We start from the raw sequence: 13,204 nt of genomic DNA, 5'->3' as shown, positions 1-13,204 counted from the left end.
TCATGCAAAAGCAAATTAAATCAGCGCTGATCTCCGTTTTCTATAAAGATAACCTGGAGAACATTGTTAAAAAATTAGGTGAACAAGGTGTTACCATCTATTCCACCGGCGGTACCCAAAAATTTATTGAGGACCTGGGTGTGAAATGTGTAGCAGTAGAAGACCTGACTGCTTACCCTTCTATTTTGGGTGGACGTGTTAAAACCCTGCATCCTAAGGTATTTGGTGGTATTCTGGCCCGCCGCGATAATCCACAGGATCTGGAACAACTGAAGGAATACCAGATTCCGGAAATAGACCTGGTAATCGTTGACCTATATCCGTTTGAGGAAACCGTAAAAAGCACGACGGTAGAACAAACCATCATCGAAAAAATTGACATTGGCGGGGTGTCACTGATCCGTGCAGCCGGTAAGAACTATAAAGATGTGGTGATTGTTGCTTCGAAAGATCAATACGTCGACCTCGAAAAGGTACTGATCGATAACAACGGCGCTACCACCATTGAAGATCGCAGGAGCTTTGCTGCCAAAGCGTTTGAAGTGTGCGCTCACTATGATGTGGCGATCTCCCGGTATTTCCTGAATAATGAGCCCGGCGTAAATTTCCAGCTCTCTGTTCCGGAAGGACAAGTGAACCGCTACGGCGAAAACCCGCATCAGCGTGGTGTTTTCTATGGTAACCTGGATGAAATCTTTAACAAATTACATGGTAAGGAATTATCCTTCAACAACCTGGTGGATGTAGACGCTGCGTGCCAGCTGATCCAGGAATTTGAAGCGACTACCTTCGCTGTGATCAAGCATACGAACGTTTGCGGCATTGCTTCCCGTGGCACACTGAAAGAAGCCTGGGATGCAGCACTGGCAGGCGACAAGGAAAGCGCTTTTGGCGGCGTACTGGTAACCAACAGGGTAATCGACAAAACCACTGCCGAATCCATCAGTGAAATTTTCTTCGAAATCCTCATCGCTCCTGGTTTTGATGCCGATGCACTGATCGTACTGCAGGCCAAAAAGAACCGCATCCTCCTGGAACAGAAACAACCGGTAAAGAGCAAGTACATGTTTAAAAATGTATTGAACGGCGTTTTACTGCAGGACAGCGATAATGGTAACTACAAAGAATGGAATGAAGTGGGCGCCCGTCCTGCTACACCCGCTGAAAAATCTGACCTGGAATTTGCCAACATCGTTTGTAAACACCTGAAATCCAATGCGATCGCATTGGTAAAAGATCAACAGCTGATTGGTAAAGGATGTGGCCAAACCTCCCGCATCGACGCACTGCGCCACGCCATTGAAAAGGCCGGCCAGTTTAGCTTCGATCTGAAAGGTGCAGCAATGGCTTCCGACGCTTTCTTTCCTTTCAATGATTGTGTAAGCATTGCCCACGAACATGGTATTACAGCAGTAATCCAGCCTGGTGGCTCTATGAGGGATAACGACTCCATTGAGTTCTGTAAAGAGCATGATATGGTAATGGTAATGACCGGCATGCGCCACTTCAGACACTAATCGTAATTATTGGAATTTATAAGAGAAAGCACCGGAATTCCCGGTGCTTTCTTATTTTCATCTTATAATATTCAAAAAAAATAATAGTATTGTCGACTTGTAAATCAATATCATCCTAAAAGCTAAGGCCATAAGCAATAGCTGCTACAAATGTCTTTTATTCAACAAAATATCATGCAGGATGCAGATGATACCTGGTTGATCGGGGAGTTTAAAACCACCGGTAAACTGGATTTTCTTGCCGCCCTTTACCAGCGTTATATGAACCTGGTATATGGGGTATGCCTGAGATATTTTGATGAAGAAGCCAGCAAGGATGCCGTAATGCAGATCTTTGAGGAACTAATTATCAAGGTAAAGCAACACGAAGTCCAGAATTTTAAAAGCTGGTTGCATGTACTTGCCCGTAATCATTGCTTAATGAAGCTGCGGGCAATGAAAAATAAGGAATCCCGGCAGGTATCTATTGATGATCACCTCGTTGTGGAAAACGGCGAAAACGGGCATCATGAAAACGGCGTATCACTGGAAGATAACCTGCAGAGCATGGAAAAATGCCTGGAAACATTACCGGAAGAACAAAAACGCAGTGTAGACTTGTTTTACCTGAAAGAAAAGAGCTACAGGGAAGTGAGCGTTATTACAGGATATGAAATGAATAAGGTAAAAAGCTACATCCAGAACGGAAAGCGTAACCTGAAAATATGTATGGAACAACAAGATGACTGACAAGCGGCCACATATAAAACCGGAAGAACTCGCCGGGCTCATCCGCCAATACCTGGCGGGAGAGCTGGACGATAAAGCCATGCATGCCCTGGAACGCCAGGCCCTGGACGATCCGTTCCTGGCCGACGCGCTGGAAGGCTATGCACTGCACGCTCCGGAACAAACCGCCCACCAGGAAGATCTTGCCTCCCGACTATTAGAAAGGGTTGCGCCCAGAGGCCGCATCCGTCCCCTGATTTACCGGGCAGCAGCGGCAGCAGCTATTTTATTGTTGATGTTTTCTGCAGGCTGGTTCCTTTGGAACCAACAGCGAACAGCACCTATTGCCAACGTAAGCACGCCGAAACCATCACCGGAGACGGCACCGGTATACTCCGAACATGGAGACACCGCCCCATCGCCGGTAAATGCTGATCATCCCGCTAAAAAAATTACGCCTACAACACCCGTTAAGCCGCTAACAGTTGAGAAGCAAGCAGAAAAGCAGGATCAGGCAGCAGGTGCCTATAAAACAAAGCCCGACTTCAAAAGCGAAGCAGCCGACGAAACAATTCCTCTTGCAAACAAAAGAGTGTCTGACACAGCAGATATGCTTGCTGCCGCACCGGGCGTTCAGGCCGAACGCACGGACCATCAGCGGAACTTTATTCCTCCTCCTTCTGCCGAAAAAGAGAAACAGATAATGATCAGGGGACGAAGTAAGATGCTGAATATACCGGACAGCCAGCATAACGCACTAAACGATGTAGTAGTAGTGGGTTACGGTGTGCAAAAGAGGAAAAATGTCACAGGGTCGGTGAGTGTGCTCACACGCGACACTGTTTCCAACTCCGGTACAGAAACTGTATTAACCGGAAAAGTGGCCGGGGTAGCGGTATCTTCCGACGATGCCGATGACACTGATTACCGGGAACCCGCTCCAATAACAGGAGAAACAGCCTTTGAAAACTATCTGAAAACCAAAACGGTTAACCCGGAAAATAAATACAGTGGTACAGTACGTGTATCCTTCATCGTTATGCCGGATGGTAGCCTGCAAAACTTTAGAGTCATCCGTCATCTGAATGAGGCCTGTGATGCGGAAGCTATACGGGTAATCAAAGAAGGCCCCGCATGGACACCCGCTTCAGACGGGAAACCCGCTAAAGTAAAGGTGAGGGTAAAGTTTACCGTGCAAAAAGATAAGTAGTTATTTCCGTTCCTTCCACTGCTGGTTAAAGGATTTAGACGCGAATACAGGCAGCTCCCTGTTATCTCCCCAGCTTTTGGCAAAGAATCTTCGCAGCAGGAAATTTTTCATTCTGCCGCTGGCCATGTTCATCATTTTACGGCTGGTACTCCCTTGTTTCCACATAAACCACGCAAATTTTTCTCCACCGGAAGTATAGTTTTCCTCTACGGCTTTCTGACGGTTATGCAGCAGCAGTTCATGCAGGTTAATGCGCACCGGGCATACTTCGGTACAATTACCACACAACGATGAAGCAAAACTCAGGTGCATGTAGGAATCCATCCCTTTGAGATGCGGAGTAATAACAGCGCCGATAGGGCCGCTGTAAGTGGCAGCATAAGAGTGACCACCAATATTTTTATAAACAGGGCAGGCGTTGAGGCAGGAGCCGCAACGGATGCAGTATAAGCTTTCACGTGCAGTCGTGTCCTGCAGGATGTTGGTACGGCCATTGTCCATCAGGATGACATACATTTCTTCGGGACCGTCTATTTCACCTTCCTGCCGGGGACCGCTGAAAATACTGTTATAAGCGGTGATCTGCTGACCGGTACCATAGGTTGCCAGTAAAGGCCAGAACAGGCTGAGGTCTGTAATAGAAGGAAGTACTTTTTCAATACCTACCAGTACGATATGCGTTTTGGGAAAAGCAGTGGTTAAACGTGCATTGCCCTCATTTTCCGTAACGGCAATGGAGCCGGTATCTGCTATAATGAAGTTGGCGCCGGTGATACCTATTTCGGCCTGGAGGTATTTGTGGCGGAGTTTTTCGCGGGCAACAAGGGTTAATTGCTCCGGAGTGAGACCGGGATCAGTGCCAAGTTTTTCCGCAAACAAGCGGGCCACGTCTTCCTTGCTTTTGTGCATGGCCGGGGTAACGATGTGGTAGGGCGGCTCTCCGTCGAGTTGCTGTATGTATTCGCCAAGGTCAGTTTCTACACATTCGATGCCATTACTTTCCATAAAGGCGTTCAGGTGTACTTCTTCGGTGGCCATCGACTTGCTTTTTACAATGCTTTTGCATTGTTTCGCCTGGCAGATGGCCAGTATTTCCTGTTGTACCTGTTCGGCAGTTTCAGCCCAGATAACCTTGCCGCCGCGACGGGTAAAGTTTTGCTCAAATTCTTCCAGGTGATTATCCAGGTGCTCAATAGCTCTCCACTTGATATTCTTGGCCCTTTCCCTTGCGCCAGGTAAATCCGTAAACTGTTGTTTACCGGCCTTTACAGCTGTATTGTATTTGCCTATATTGAAGTTGATCGTCTGGCGGTGGCCGAGATCAGACGCTTTCTTTTCACTTTCTTCCAGAAAAGTAGATGCTGTTTGATGCATAAGCAAGCAATATTCCTAATTAAAGATAGTTAAATCCGAAAATGATTTACCCGTGTTCTTTTCTTGCGATGTTATCCAGCACTTCATAAAATTCCGTGCCGTATTTTCTGACCAAAGCATCTTTAAGGAAACGATACACTGGCACTTGAAGGGTTTTACCGTTCTTGCACGCGGGTTTGCAAACCTCCCAGCGGTCATAATTTACTGCTTCAAATGTTTCGTACTTTTTAATACGGATAGGGTACAGGTGACAGGAAATCGGTTTTTTAAAATCAACCACACCATCATTGTATGCTTTCTCGATGCCACAACCTACTACGCCGTGATCGTCTATGGTTGCGTATGCACAAATGCCTTTATTTACAATCGGGGTTACATATCCATACTCATCGTCGGTAGTATTGGTACCAGTGTGTTCAATTTCTTTGATACCATCTTCCCGCAGGTAAGATTTAATCTTCGGATAAATTTTCTTCAGGGTTTTAACTTCTGTTTTATCCAGCGGAGCCCCACAATCGCCCGCTACACAACATGCGCCTTTGCAGGCGGACAGGTTGCATACGAATTGCTCCTCAATTACTTCGTCACTTATATATTTATCGTCAATGATAATCATCTGGAATGCTCTTTTGCCTGAAATAACAGACAGACAATCTTGTTAAGACCACAAAGTTACAGCATTCAGGGCTTATCTCCAGCGCAGGGTTTCCACCATATGCCACATATCCTGTTCCAGGAACCGGTAAACAGGTGCGAGGGAATCTGAATTGGGGGTAACATCAAAATAAAGGGCGCCGCGAAGGAAGTGTTTTACGGAATCGGTAGCAAAGAATTGCTTCGAAGAGGCGGCATTACCACCTACTTCATAGAAGGTGCCGCTTACGTTATTAGCTGTATGGATCTTGTTTTCGTCAATGTATTCGGCCTTATAGGTATGCTTGTAAGTCATTTTAAAAGCATCGTCCACCAGTTTGCGGAAATTGTTGTTACCGGGTCCGATAATCTTGTAGCTCATATAAATTTTCCCGTTCAGGGAGGGGAAGTCTATGTTGATCCAATAAGGGTTTTCCGGTGCTGCACCAAAAAAGGAGGTGTCTTTGATGATATTGGCGTATGCCGGGTACTCAAATGTGTAGGGGTATCCGGGCATATCGAAGGTGCGGTATTTTCTCTCCGGAAATTTTACCTGGAAATAGCCTCTGGGCTTTGGTGTAGGTACGTTTTCACAGGCGGCAAATATACACATCAGCCCCACGAGCAGGGTGAGGGCCTTTCCTTTAATCGCTGGCATTTTACGCTTATTTAGCAGGCAGTTACACTTTATCAGCTGCATCCGGCCTGATGGTTACCTGTACTTTCTGGATCCTCATTTTATTGACTTCCAGTACAGTGAAATCGAAGTTATTGTAATTAATAACGCTGTTTTCTTCAGGAAATTTTCCGGCCAGTTCCAGTATAAGACCACCGAGAGAGTCACTTTCACCTTTTACGGTTTCAAATGTTTCAGGGGAGATGTTCATGATGCGGCAAACATCGTTCAGCATGGTTTTGCCTTCAAATACGTAAGTGAAGTTATCTACTTTGTTGTAGTTAAATTCTTCTTCATCAAATTCGTCTTTAATATCGCCAATTACCTCTTCCATGATATCTTCCAGGGTTACAATGCCGGAGGTACCACCAAATTCGTCCACTACGACTGCAAAGTGCATTCGCCGGCTCTGGAATTCAGAAAGGAGGTCTTCGATCAGTTTATGGCCATGTACAAAGAAAGGCTGGCGCATTACCTCGTGCCAGTCGAAGGTGTTGCCTTTGTCGAGGTGAGGCAGCAGGTCCTTGGTATGGATAACGCCTACGATGTTATCCAGGTTATCCTTATAAACAGGCAAACGGGAATAATGCAGGTCGGCTACGCTTTTCACGATATCGCCGAAAGTGCTGTCATATTCCACGCCGTTTACATCCAAACGGCCGCGCATGATCTGTTTTACGGTAATATTGCCAAATTTCAGAATGCCTTTCAGGATATTTTTTTCTTCCTGGGAGGCGGTGGCATCCACGCTCATTTCGATGGCCTCATCAATTTCGTGGTAATTTACCGGGCCGCTGCCACGGTGAAAGAAACGATCTTCAATGCTGGTGCTGAGACCCACAAAAAAATCGCTGACAGGCTCCATGGTGGCATGTACACCGCTAACGAACCAGGCGAAATAGGTGGCAAAACGGATATTGTTTTGGGCAGCCCATACCCTGGGGAGTATCTGGCCGAAGAACAGTAAGATGAGACAGATCGCGGAAATCCTTACCAGGAGGGATACTACCGGCAGCGTTTGCAGGTCTTCCATCTGGGTAACGAGGTAATTGGTGATCATGATAAAGGCGATCATGAGCAATATACCTGCGATTTGTAAGGACGCGAGCAGCGATTTGGGTTTTTCCAGCAACCGGGTAATTAGTTTGCCGGAGGCGTTCTGGCGTGTTTTAAGCACATTCAGGTCCTTATGATTAAGGGAAAAGAAAGCTACTTCCGCACCGGAAACAATAAAGGTTAGCAGCAGCAGAATAAAAATAACAAGCAGGAATACCACCACGTTAGGGGCGCCAATTGGTGCGCTGGCTTGTAAAAAATAGGATACGTAGCTTGCCGAAAGGATGCCCAAGATGTTCAACTTTGATGTAATTAATCAAAAAATAGGGGAAAGTAATTCATGGAATTGCTTTCCCTGCACGCAAATATAAGTAATGTCCCTATATGGGATTACGTACATTCAAAACTTAATATTTTTTTGCAACTAAAAAGGCAGATCGTCTGCGGGTTCGTTCAGTGAAGGTGGTATTTCCAGTCCCGGAAAGCTTTCTCCACTGCCTGACCCTGTACTGCTATGGTGAGGTATGGGGTGATCTTGGTTGTTGAGGTCCATGCGTTTATCCAGCATAACCAGGTTATCTCCTACAACTTCGGTGGCAAATTTCTTATTGCCTTCTTTGTCTTCCCAGCTGCGGGTGCGCAAGCGGCCTTCAATATAAACAAGACTGCCTTTGTGCAGGTATTTCTGCGCCAGTTCGGCCAGTCCCCGCCATAGCACCACCGTATGCCACTCTGTTTGTGAAATGAGCTTACCGGCTCTGTCCTTGAACGTTTCAGTGGTAGCCAGTGAAAATTTGGCCACTGCAATATTCCCTTCCAGAAACTGTACATCCGGATCTCTGCCCAAATTGCCTATCAGGATTACTTTATTAACACCTCTCATAGTTGTAGGTTTTTTTAGTCTATTGTTAAAAAGTTCTTCTTTTAATAAATAAACAACCTTCTTAAAGTTAATATTTTTTTCCAATCGATAGGGAAAAATTTCTTACTGGCAGCAGGTTAAGCCGGATTTTGTTACCAGGCACTATTCCTAAAGTGCCTTAACGCTTAATGTATATTTTTATTCTCTATGCGTGTTCACTAGAATAATTGCAGGTGATTACTTTCCAGAAAAGTGGTGATGGTCTTCGGAAAGGCATAGCTATTCAGGTTGTTGCGGGGTACCAGGGTATACCCGGGAATGGCCGGCGCCTTCTTCACCGTGATGCTAATGAACTGGCTGTGAATGGTTTGGTGGGTGAGTTGTTGTTTAAATGGAGCAGACACCCGGTCTATTTCAAAAGGCATTTTTCCCAGCAGCGGCTCAAAGGCTCCGGACGATTGCAGGGCGGTGATGTCTGACGGACCAACCGTTTCAATGAGAACAAACTCATGCAGGTTTTGCCAGATATCGCTATCTGTTCTTTTGCGGATATATATACCTTCCTTATAATGAACAAGCAGATAATTGAAATATCTTTTTTTGATCAGGAGTTTTTTTGTTTTTATTGGGAGAAGTGGAACGAGTTGTTCATGCAGGGCCACGCATTTTTTGCGGAGCACGCATTCCCCGCAAAGAGGCTGCTGGGGCTTGCATACCACTGCACCAAAGTCCATGATGCTCTGGTTGTATTCAGCAGAATGGCCTTGCGGCAGGAGTTCCTGGGCAAGCATATCGAACTGCTTCTTTCCCGCGGTGCTGTCGATCGGCGTTTCAATCCCGAAATAGCGGGAGAGGACCCTGAAAACGTTGCCATCCAGCACGGCGTAGGGAAGATTGAAGGCAAAGGAGGCGATGGCTGCGGCCGTATATGGACCTATTCCTTTAAGCGCTTTAATCCGTTCATACTGGTCGGGGAACTTACCTTGATAGGTAGCCGAAATTTCCCTGGCGGCTGCCAGCATATTTTTACAGCGGGCATAATATCCCAATCCCTGCCATAAACGGAACACTTCTTCATCCGGTGCGGCTGCCAGTTTTTCAACAGTGGGGTAGTGTTGAATAAACCGCTCATAGTATGGCCAGCCTTGCTCCACGCGGGTTTGCTGGAGAATGATTTCTGACAACCAGATCCGGTAGGGATTTTTTTCACCCTTCCAGGGCATGTTGCGGGTATTCGTTTCCCGGTTCCATTCCAGTAATTTTTCCGTAAAAAATTGTCGGGGTGATATCATTTATATATTATTTTAATAAAATTATTTAGTATATTGATATGGCAAATGCTGTACAAAAACCCTATGAGGTATACCGGATACCTATTTCCGGGCCTGCAAATAAATATAATTTATCGCCAATACCAGTTATAAGAAAAAATGATAAAATTTATTTGCTTAAAATTCAGCAATTAGAATTTTTAAATTAACTTTGAGAGTAAAGTAATCCTCTCGCTTTCATATGAGAAAAGCTGATTTAATTAACAACATTGCTGAAAAAACCGGCATCCCCAAAGTTGATGTATTAGTCACACTTGAGGCCATGTTTAAAGAGGTGAAAGAAGCTCTTGCTAACGGAGAACATATTTATATCCGTGGGTTTGGAAGTTTTATCACAAAAAAACGGGCCGCCAAGATTGGGCGTAACATCAAGAAGAACGTAGCTGTGGAGATCCCCGAGCACTTTATTCCGGCATTTAAACCTTCGAAAGAATTTGTTGCTGAAGTAAAGAAGCTCAAAAGTTCTTAGTTTTGCAGCCTAATAATTTAGGCGATGCAAAAATCACAAGTTCTTCTGGTGGGTGCTGCGGTAGCACTATTGGTGATATTATTCGCCTTTGGCCGTACTGTGCCCCGGTCAGAAAAGAAACCTATGTCATCTGCCGCCCCTATGCAGGGGGGACAGGATGTAGCACCTATTGCCTTCTCCGAACTGCTGGAAACAGCTAAAGGGAAAATTCCTGCTGAAAAACTTTTACAGGTAAATACTATTGAAACAAATGTTGTCCGCGGGGATGTGAAAACCCAACAGATAGCCGCGTACCATCAATTGTACAACACCTGGGACAGCCTCAACCAGCTGCCCGTAGCCGCATATTATCTTGGCGAAGCCGCTAAGTTGGAAAATTCCGAAAAAAGCCTCACCTTTGCAGCCAATTTATTTTTGGCCCACTTGCAACATGCAGAAGATCCGCGCGTAGCAAAATGGGAAGCCCAGCAGGCAATCACTTTGTTTGACCAGGCGATACAATTGAATCCGGCAAACGATACGCTGAAAATATCACAGGCCATGGTGTACATGAACACCGGCGAACCTATGACCGGCGTAGCAAAGCTGAGAGAAGTCGTTGCAGCACACCCTGATAATATTGATGCACAGGTTACTTTAGCTAACCTCGCTATTACATCAGGTCAGTACGATAAAGCTATCGAAAGACTGGAAGGCGTTGCGAAGAACCACCCGGATAACGCAAAAGTGTTATTTGTGCTGGCAGAATCGTACAGAAGCAAGGGAGATAAAAAGAAAGCGATTGAACTGTTTGAAAAAAGCAAACAACTCATGACCGATCCGGAACTGAAGAAGGAAGTAGATAGTTATATTAAAAGTATTCAATAATATTATTTTTCAATCATTTAAAAAAGTATCAGCGTATGCCTTGCGGTAAGAAAAGAAAAAGACATAAAATTGCCACTCACAAGCGTAAAAAAAGACTGAGAAAGAACCGGCATAAAAGTAAGAAGAAATAATTACTCCAGTTTCCCGCCATTTATACTAACAAGGTATGCTCCCGGCGCGGTGGTCGGATAAAAATTTTCATATATCCTGCATGATTCTAGCATTTACTTCTTAAATTGCTATTGTCATGCAGGTTGTTTCCATAGATCCCGCAATTGAATTCTCCGGACATTACCTGCAGTGATCGCTGAACCCTTAAGCAATCCATTCATCACGAACGTGAAGAAATACGCTAACTTTATAGGTGAGCTATTGTTTTGGTATGCAGTAAGCTGTTCTTAAATAGCCGTGTGCATAGCATAAAGGTGAAGTTTTAAAGGTTAAAATTTTGGACGCTTGAATAAGGAACTTATTATAAATGCGGCTCCCACAGGGGTGGAAATTGCGTTACTGGAAGATAAGAAGCTAGTGGAGTTACATCACGAAAGTGGCAATCCTAACTTCTCAGTAGGCGATTTGTACCTGGGCAAGGTGAAAAAGCTGATACCCGGCTTAAATGCTGCATTTGTCGACGTAGGCTTTGAAAAAGATGCCTTTTTACATTACACGGATCTCAGCCCCTATATCCGCTCCATTCTTAAATTTACTTCAATGGCCATCAGCGATAAAACGCCCGATGGATTTGATTTTACCAAATTTAAAAATGAACCGGAAATAGTCAAGACCGGTAAAATTACGGATGTACTGGGCGGTAAACCCAATATCCTCGTACAAATTCTGAAAGAACCCATTTCTTCTAAAGGCCCACGCCTTAGCTGCGAAATTTCTTTACCCGGAAGATTTATAGTGTTAACACCCTTTAATGATATTGTTGCGGTTTCTAAAAAAATCCACTCCTCCGAAGAAAGAAAAAGATTGCAGAAAATCGTGGAAGCCATCAAAACGCCCAACTTTGGCGTTATTGTACGCACCGCCGCTGAAGGAAAGAAAACTGCAGAATTACACGAAGATCTGACCACCCTCGTTCAAACCTGGAAAAATATCCAGGCAAATCTCAGTGGAGGCGTAGCCCCGCAAAAGATCCTGAGCGAGCAAACCAAAACCGCCAGCATCCTCCGTGATCTGCTCAATGAGAGCTTTAACCGCATTGTTGTAAACGATAAAAATATCTACACTGATACCAAAACGTATATCCAAAAGATTGCGCCGGAAAAGTCCGATATCGTTAATTATTACAACAACGGTTCCCCCATTTTCGACAACTTCGGGATTACCCGGCAGGTGAAAGCCTCCTTCGGTAAAACCGTGAACCTCGACAGCGGCGTATATCTCATCATTGAAGCCACAGAAGCACTACACGTTGTAGACGTAAACAGCGGATATAAAAGCTCCAGCAACAACCAGGAACAAAATGCCCTCGCATCCAACCTGGAAGCAGCTGCTGAAATAGCCCGTCAATTAAGACTGCGCGATCTGGGCGGTATCATTATCATTGACTTCATTGATATGAAACTGCCGGAAAACAAGAAAGCTATCTTTGAAGCCATGGAGAAATTCATGGCCCAGGACAGAGCTAAACACACCATCCTGCCTATCTCGAAGTTTGGACTCATGCAAATTACCCGCCAACGGGTAAAACCTGAGATCACCATCTCCGTGGCAGAAGATTGCCCTACCTGCAGAGGAACCGGTAAAATCGGTGCATCCATGCTGATCCTCGAAGACATAGAAAAGAACCTTCAATACCTGCTTAATCACCAACATAAAGGCCTCACCATCCGCGTTCACCCCATACTGCATGCCTTCCTTACCAAAGGATTCCTGGCATCCAAACAATGGAAATGGTACTTCCATTATAAAAAATGGATCAAACTCAAAGCTGACTCCAATTACCACCTTACTGAATATCGCTTCTTTGACGCTAACGACGAAGAAATCAAATTATAAAAGAAAAGGTCCTGATACTATCAGGACCTTTTCTTTTTAATATCTGTAATCATCCCGGGCCGGACTGAAACTGTCGATGATCTTACAATCTTCCAACGCCCGCCCGCCATGCGGCGTATCCGGCGGAATCACCAGCGTATCATGCTGTTTCAGCGTATACTTCCGCCCGTCAAGGCTCATCTCAAAAGTACCTTCGGCTATATAAGTGATCTGCTCATGCGGATGCTGATGTACCGGCGATTCAAATCCCGCCTTTATCTCCCAGAAGGCCAATGTACTCTTACTGCCATGCACAAACCGGCCGTAATGCCCGGCAATCGTATTTTTTACAGGAATCGTATCCAGAGGAGCAGGTTTGTTCATTTTTATATCTTTTAGAGATTAAATATAACTGATGCAGCAGATTTTAACAACGGTCTGAAGCGATAAGTACATATATTTCATACATTTACCACATAATACCCTTCTGATCCCAACAGTTTGATTGTCATGTT

The 13,204-nt window shown here is 45.0% G+C and carries 13 protein-coding genes; 6 read left to right on the top strand and 7 right to left on the bottom strand.

Features of this window, described 5'->3' with window-relative positions; genetic code table 11:
* Positions 1–2: 2 nt before the first annotated feature.
* The 3 genes from purH (at position 3) to AB6805_RS06800 (ending at position 3,435) form a co-directional block, all read left to right on the top strand.
* Positions 3–1,517, top strand: a complete 1,515-nt coding sequence (gene purH / locus AB6805_RS06810; RefSeq protein WP_370908689.1) for a bifunctional phosphoribosylaminoimidazolecarboxamide formyltransferase/IMP cyclohydrolase — start codon at positions 3–5, stop codon at positions 1,515–1,517.
* Between the two features lie 150 nt (positions 1,518–1,667).
* Entirely contained in the window at positions 1,668–2,246 is a 579-nt protein-coding gene (locus AB6805_RS06805) for an RNA polymerase sigma factor (RefSeq protein WP_370908688.1), read from the top strand.
* Positions 2,239–3,435 (top strand): TonB family protein, encoded by a 1,197-nt coding sequence (locus AB6805_RS06800; protein WP_370908687.1) that lies wholly within the window; start codon positions 2,239–2,241, stop codon positions 3,433–3,435. Before AB6805_RS06805 ends, AB6805_RS06800 begins: the two co-directional genes overlap by 8 nt.
* On the opposite strand, the gene AB6805_RS06795 is transcribed toward AB6805_RS06800, so the two are convergent.
* From AB6805_RS06795 to mutY, 6 genes are all read right to left on the bottom strand, one after another.
* Complete coding sequence (locus AB6805_RS06795) at positions 3,436–4,809, bottom strand: LutB/LldF family L-lactate oxidation iron-sulfur protein (RefSeq protein ID WP_370908686.1); 1,374 nt, start codon at positions 4,807–4,809, stop codon at positions 3,436–3,438.
* A gap of 46 nt (positions 4,810–4,855) precedes the next feature.
* On the bottom strand, positions 4,856–5,425 hold the full coding sequence (locus AB6805_RS06790) for a DUF3109 family protein (RefSeq protein ID WP_370908685.1): 570 nt from the start codon (positions 5,423–5,425) through the stop codon (positions 4,856–4,858).
* 72 nt (positions 5,426–5,497) lie between these two features.
* The gene (locus tag AB6805_RS06785; RefSeq protein ID WP_370908684.1) at positions 5,498–6,100 is read right to left on the bottom strand and encodes a hypothetical protein; all 603 of its coding nucleotides are present in this window, start codon (positions 6,098–6,100) and stop codon (positions 5,498–5,500) included.
* 22 nt (positions 6,101–6,122) lie between these two features.
* Entirely contained in the window at positions 6,123–7,475 is a 1,353-nt protein-coding gene (gene gldE / locus AB6805_RS06780) for a gliding motility-associated protein GldE (RefSeq protein ID WP_370908683.1), read from the bottom strand.
* A gap of 123 nt (positions 7,476–7,598) precedes the next feature.
* Positions 7,599–8,057 (bottom strand): single-stranded DNA-binding protein, encoded by a 459-nt coding sequence (locus AB6805_RS06775; RefSeq protein ID WP_079471287.1) that lies wholly within the window; start codon positions 8,055–8,057, stop codon positions 7,599–7,601.
* A 197-nt stretch (positions 8,058–8,254) separates the two neighbouring features.
* Positions 8,255–9,328 carry an A/G-specific adenine glycosylase gene (mutY, locus tag AB6805_RS06770; RefSeq protein ID WP_370908682.1) on the bottom strand — a complete coding sequence of 358 codons (1,074 nt, stop codon included), beginning with the start codon at positions 9,326–9,328 and terminating at the stop codon, positions 8,255–8,257.
* 220 nt (positions 9,329–9,548) lie between these two features.
* Between mutY and AB6805_RS06765 the strand changes: the two genes are divergently transcribed.
* From AB6805_RS06765 to AB6805_RS06755, 3 genes are all read left to right on the top strand, one after another.
* The gene (locus AB6805_RS06765; RefSeq protein WP_073084475.1) at positions 9,549–9,836 is read left to right on the top strand and encodes an HU family DNA-binding protein; all 288 of its coding nucleotides are present in this window, start codon (positions 9,549–9,551) and stop codon (positions 9,834–9,836) included.
* Between the two features lie 24 nt (positions 9,837–9,860).
* A complete protein-coding gene (locus AB6805_RS06760; protein WP_079471284.1) occupies positions 9,861–10,703 on the top strand; it encodes a M48 family metallopeptidase in 843 nt (280 codons plus the stop codon).
* 456 nt (positions 10,704–11,159) lie between these two features.
* Positions 11,160–12,710, top strand: a complete 1,551-nt coding sequence (locus AB6805_RS06755) for an Rne/Rng family ribonuclease (RefSeq protein ID WP_370908681.1) — start codon at positions 11,160–11,162, stop codon at positions 12,708–12,710.
* 36 nt (positions 12,711–12,746) lie between these two features.
* Here AB6805_RS06755 and AB6805_RS06750 read toward each other — a convergent pair whose 3' ends face one another.
* Entirely contained in the window at positions 12,747–13,073 is a 327-nt protein-coding gene (locus tag AB6805_RS06750; protein WP_370908680.1) for a cupin domain-containing protein, read from the bottom strand.
* Positions 13,074–13,204 lie beyond the last annotated feature (131 nt).

Source organism: Chitinophaga sp. RCC_12 (genome assembly GCF_041360695.1).
Taxonomy (GTDB): Bacteria; Bacteroidota; Bacteroidia; order Chitinophagales; family Chitinophagaceae; genus Chitinophaga.
The sequence above is the reverse complement of the archived record's forward strand: the minus strand, read 5'-3'. Positions and strand labels throughout refer to the sequence as shown.

Coding starts and splice junctions, on each gene's coding strand:
- purH (WP_370908689.1), top strand. CDS start 3: ATGCAAAAGCAAATTAAATCAGCGCTGATCTCCGTTTTCTATAAAGAT.
- AB6805_RS06805 (WP_370908688.1), top strand. CDS start 1,668: ATGTCTTTTATTCAACAAAATATCATGCAGGATGCAGATGATACCTGG.
- AB6805_RS06800 (WP_370908687.1), top strand. CDS start 2,239: ATGACTGACAAGCGGCCACATATAAAACCGGAAGAACTCGCCGGGCTC.
- AB6805_RS06795 (WP_370908686.1), bottom strand. CDS start 4,809: ATGCATCAAACAGCATCTACTTTTCTGGAAGAAAGTGAAAAGAAAGCG.
- AB6805_RS06790 (WP_370908685.1), bottom strand. CDS start 5,425: ATGATTATCATTGACGATAAATATATAAGTGACGAAGTAATTGAGGAG.
- AB6805_RS06785 (WP_370908684.1), bottom strand. CDS start 6,100: ATGCCAGCGATTAAAGGAAAGGCCCTCACCCTGCTCGTGGGGCTGATG.
- AB6805_RS06775 (WP_079471287.1), bottom strand. CDS start 8,057: ATGAGAGGTGTTAATAAAGTAATCCTGATAGGCAATTTGGGCAGAGAT.
- mutY (WP_370908682.1), bottom strand. CDS start 9,328: ATGATATCACCCCGACAATTTTTTACGGAAAAATTACTGGAATGGAAC.
- AB6805_RS06765 (WP_073084475.1), top strand. CDS start 9,549: ATGAGAAAAGCTGATTTAATTAACAACATTGCTGAAAAAACCGGCATC.
- AB6805_RS06760 (WP_079471284.1), top strand. CDS start 9,861: ATGCAAAAATCACAAGTTCTTCTGGTGGGTGCTGCGGTAGCACTATTG.
- AB6805_RS06750 (WP_370908680.1), bottom strand. CDS start 13,073: ATGAACAAACCTGCTCCTCTGGATACGATTCCTGTAAAAAATACGATT.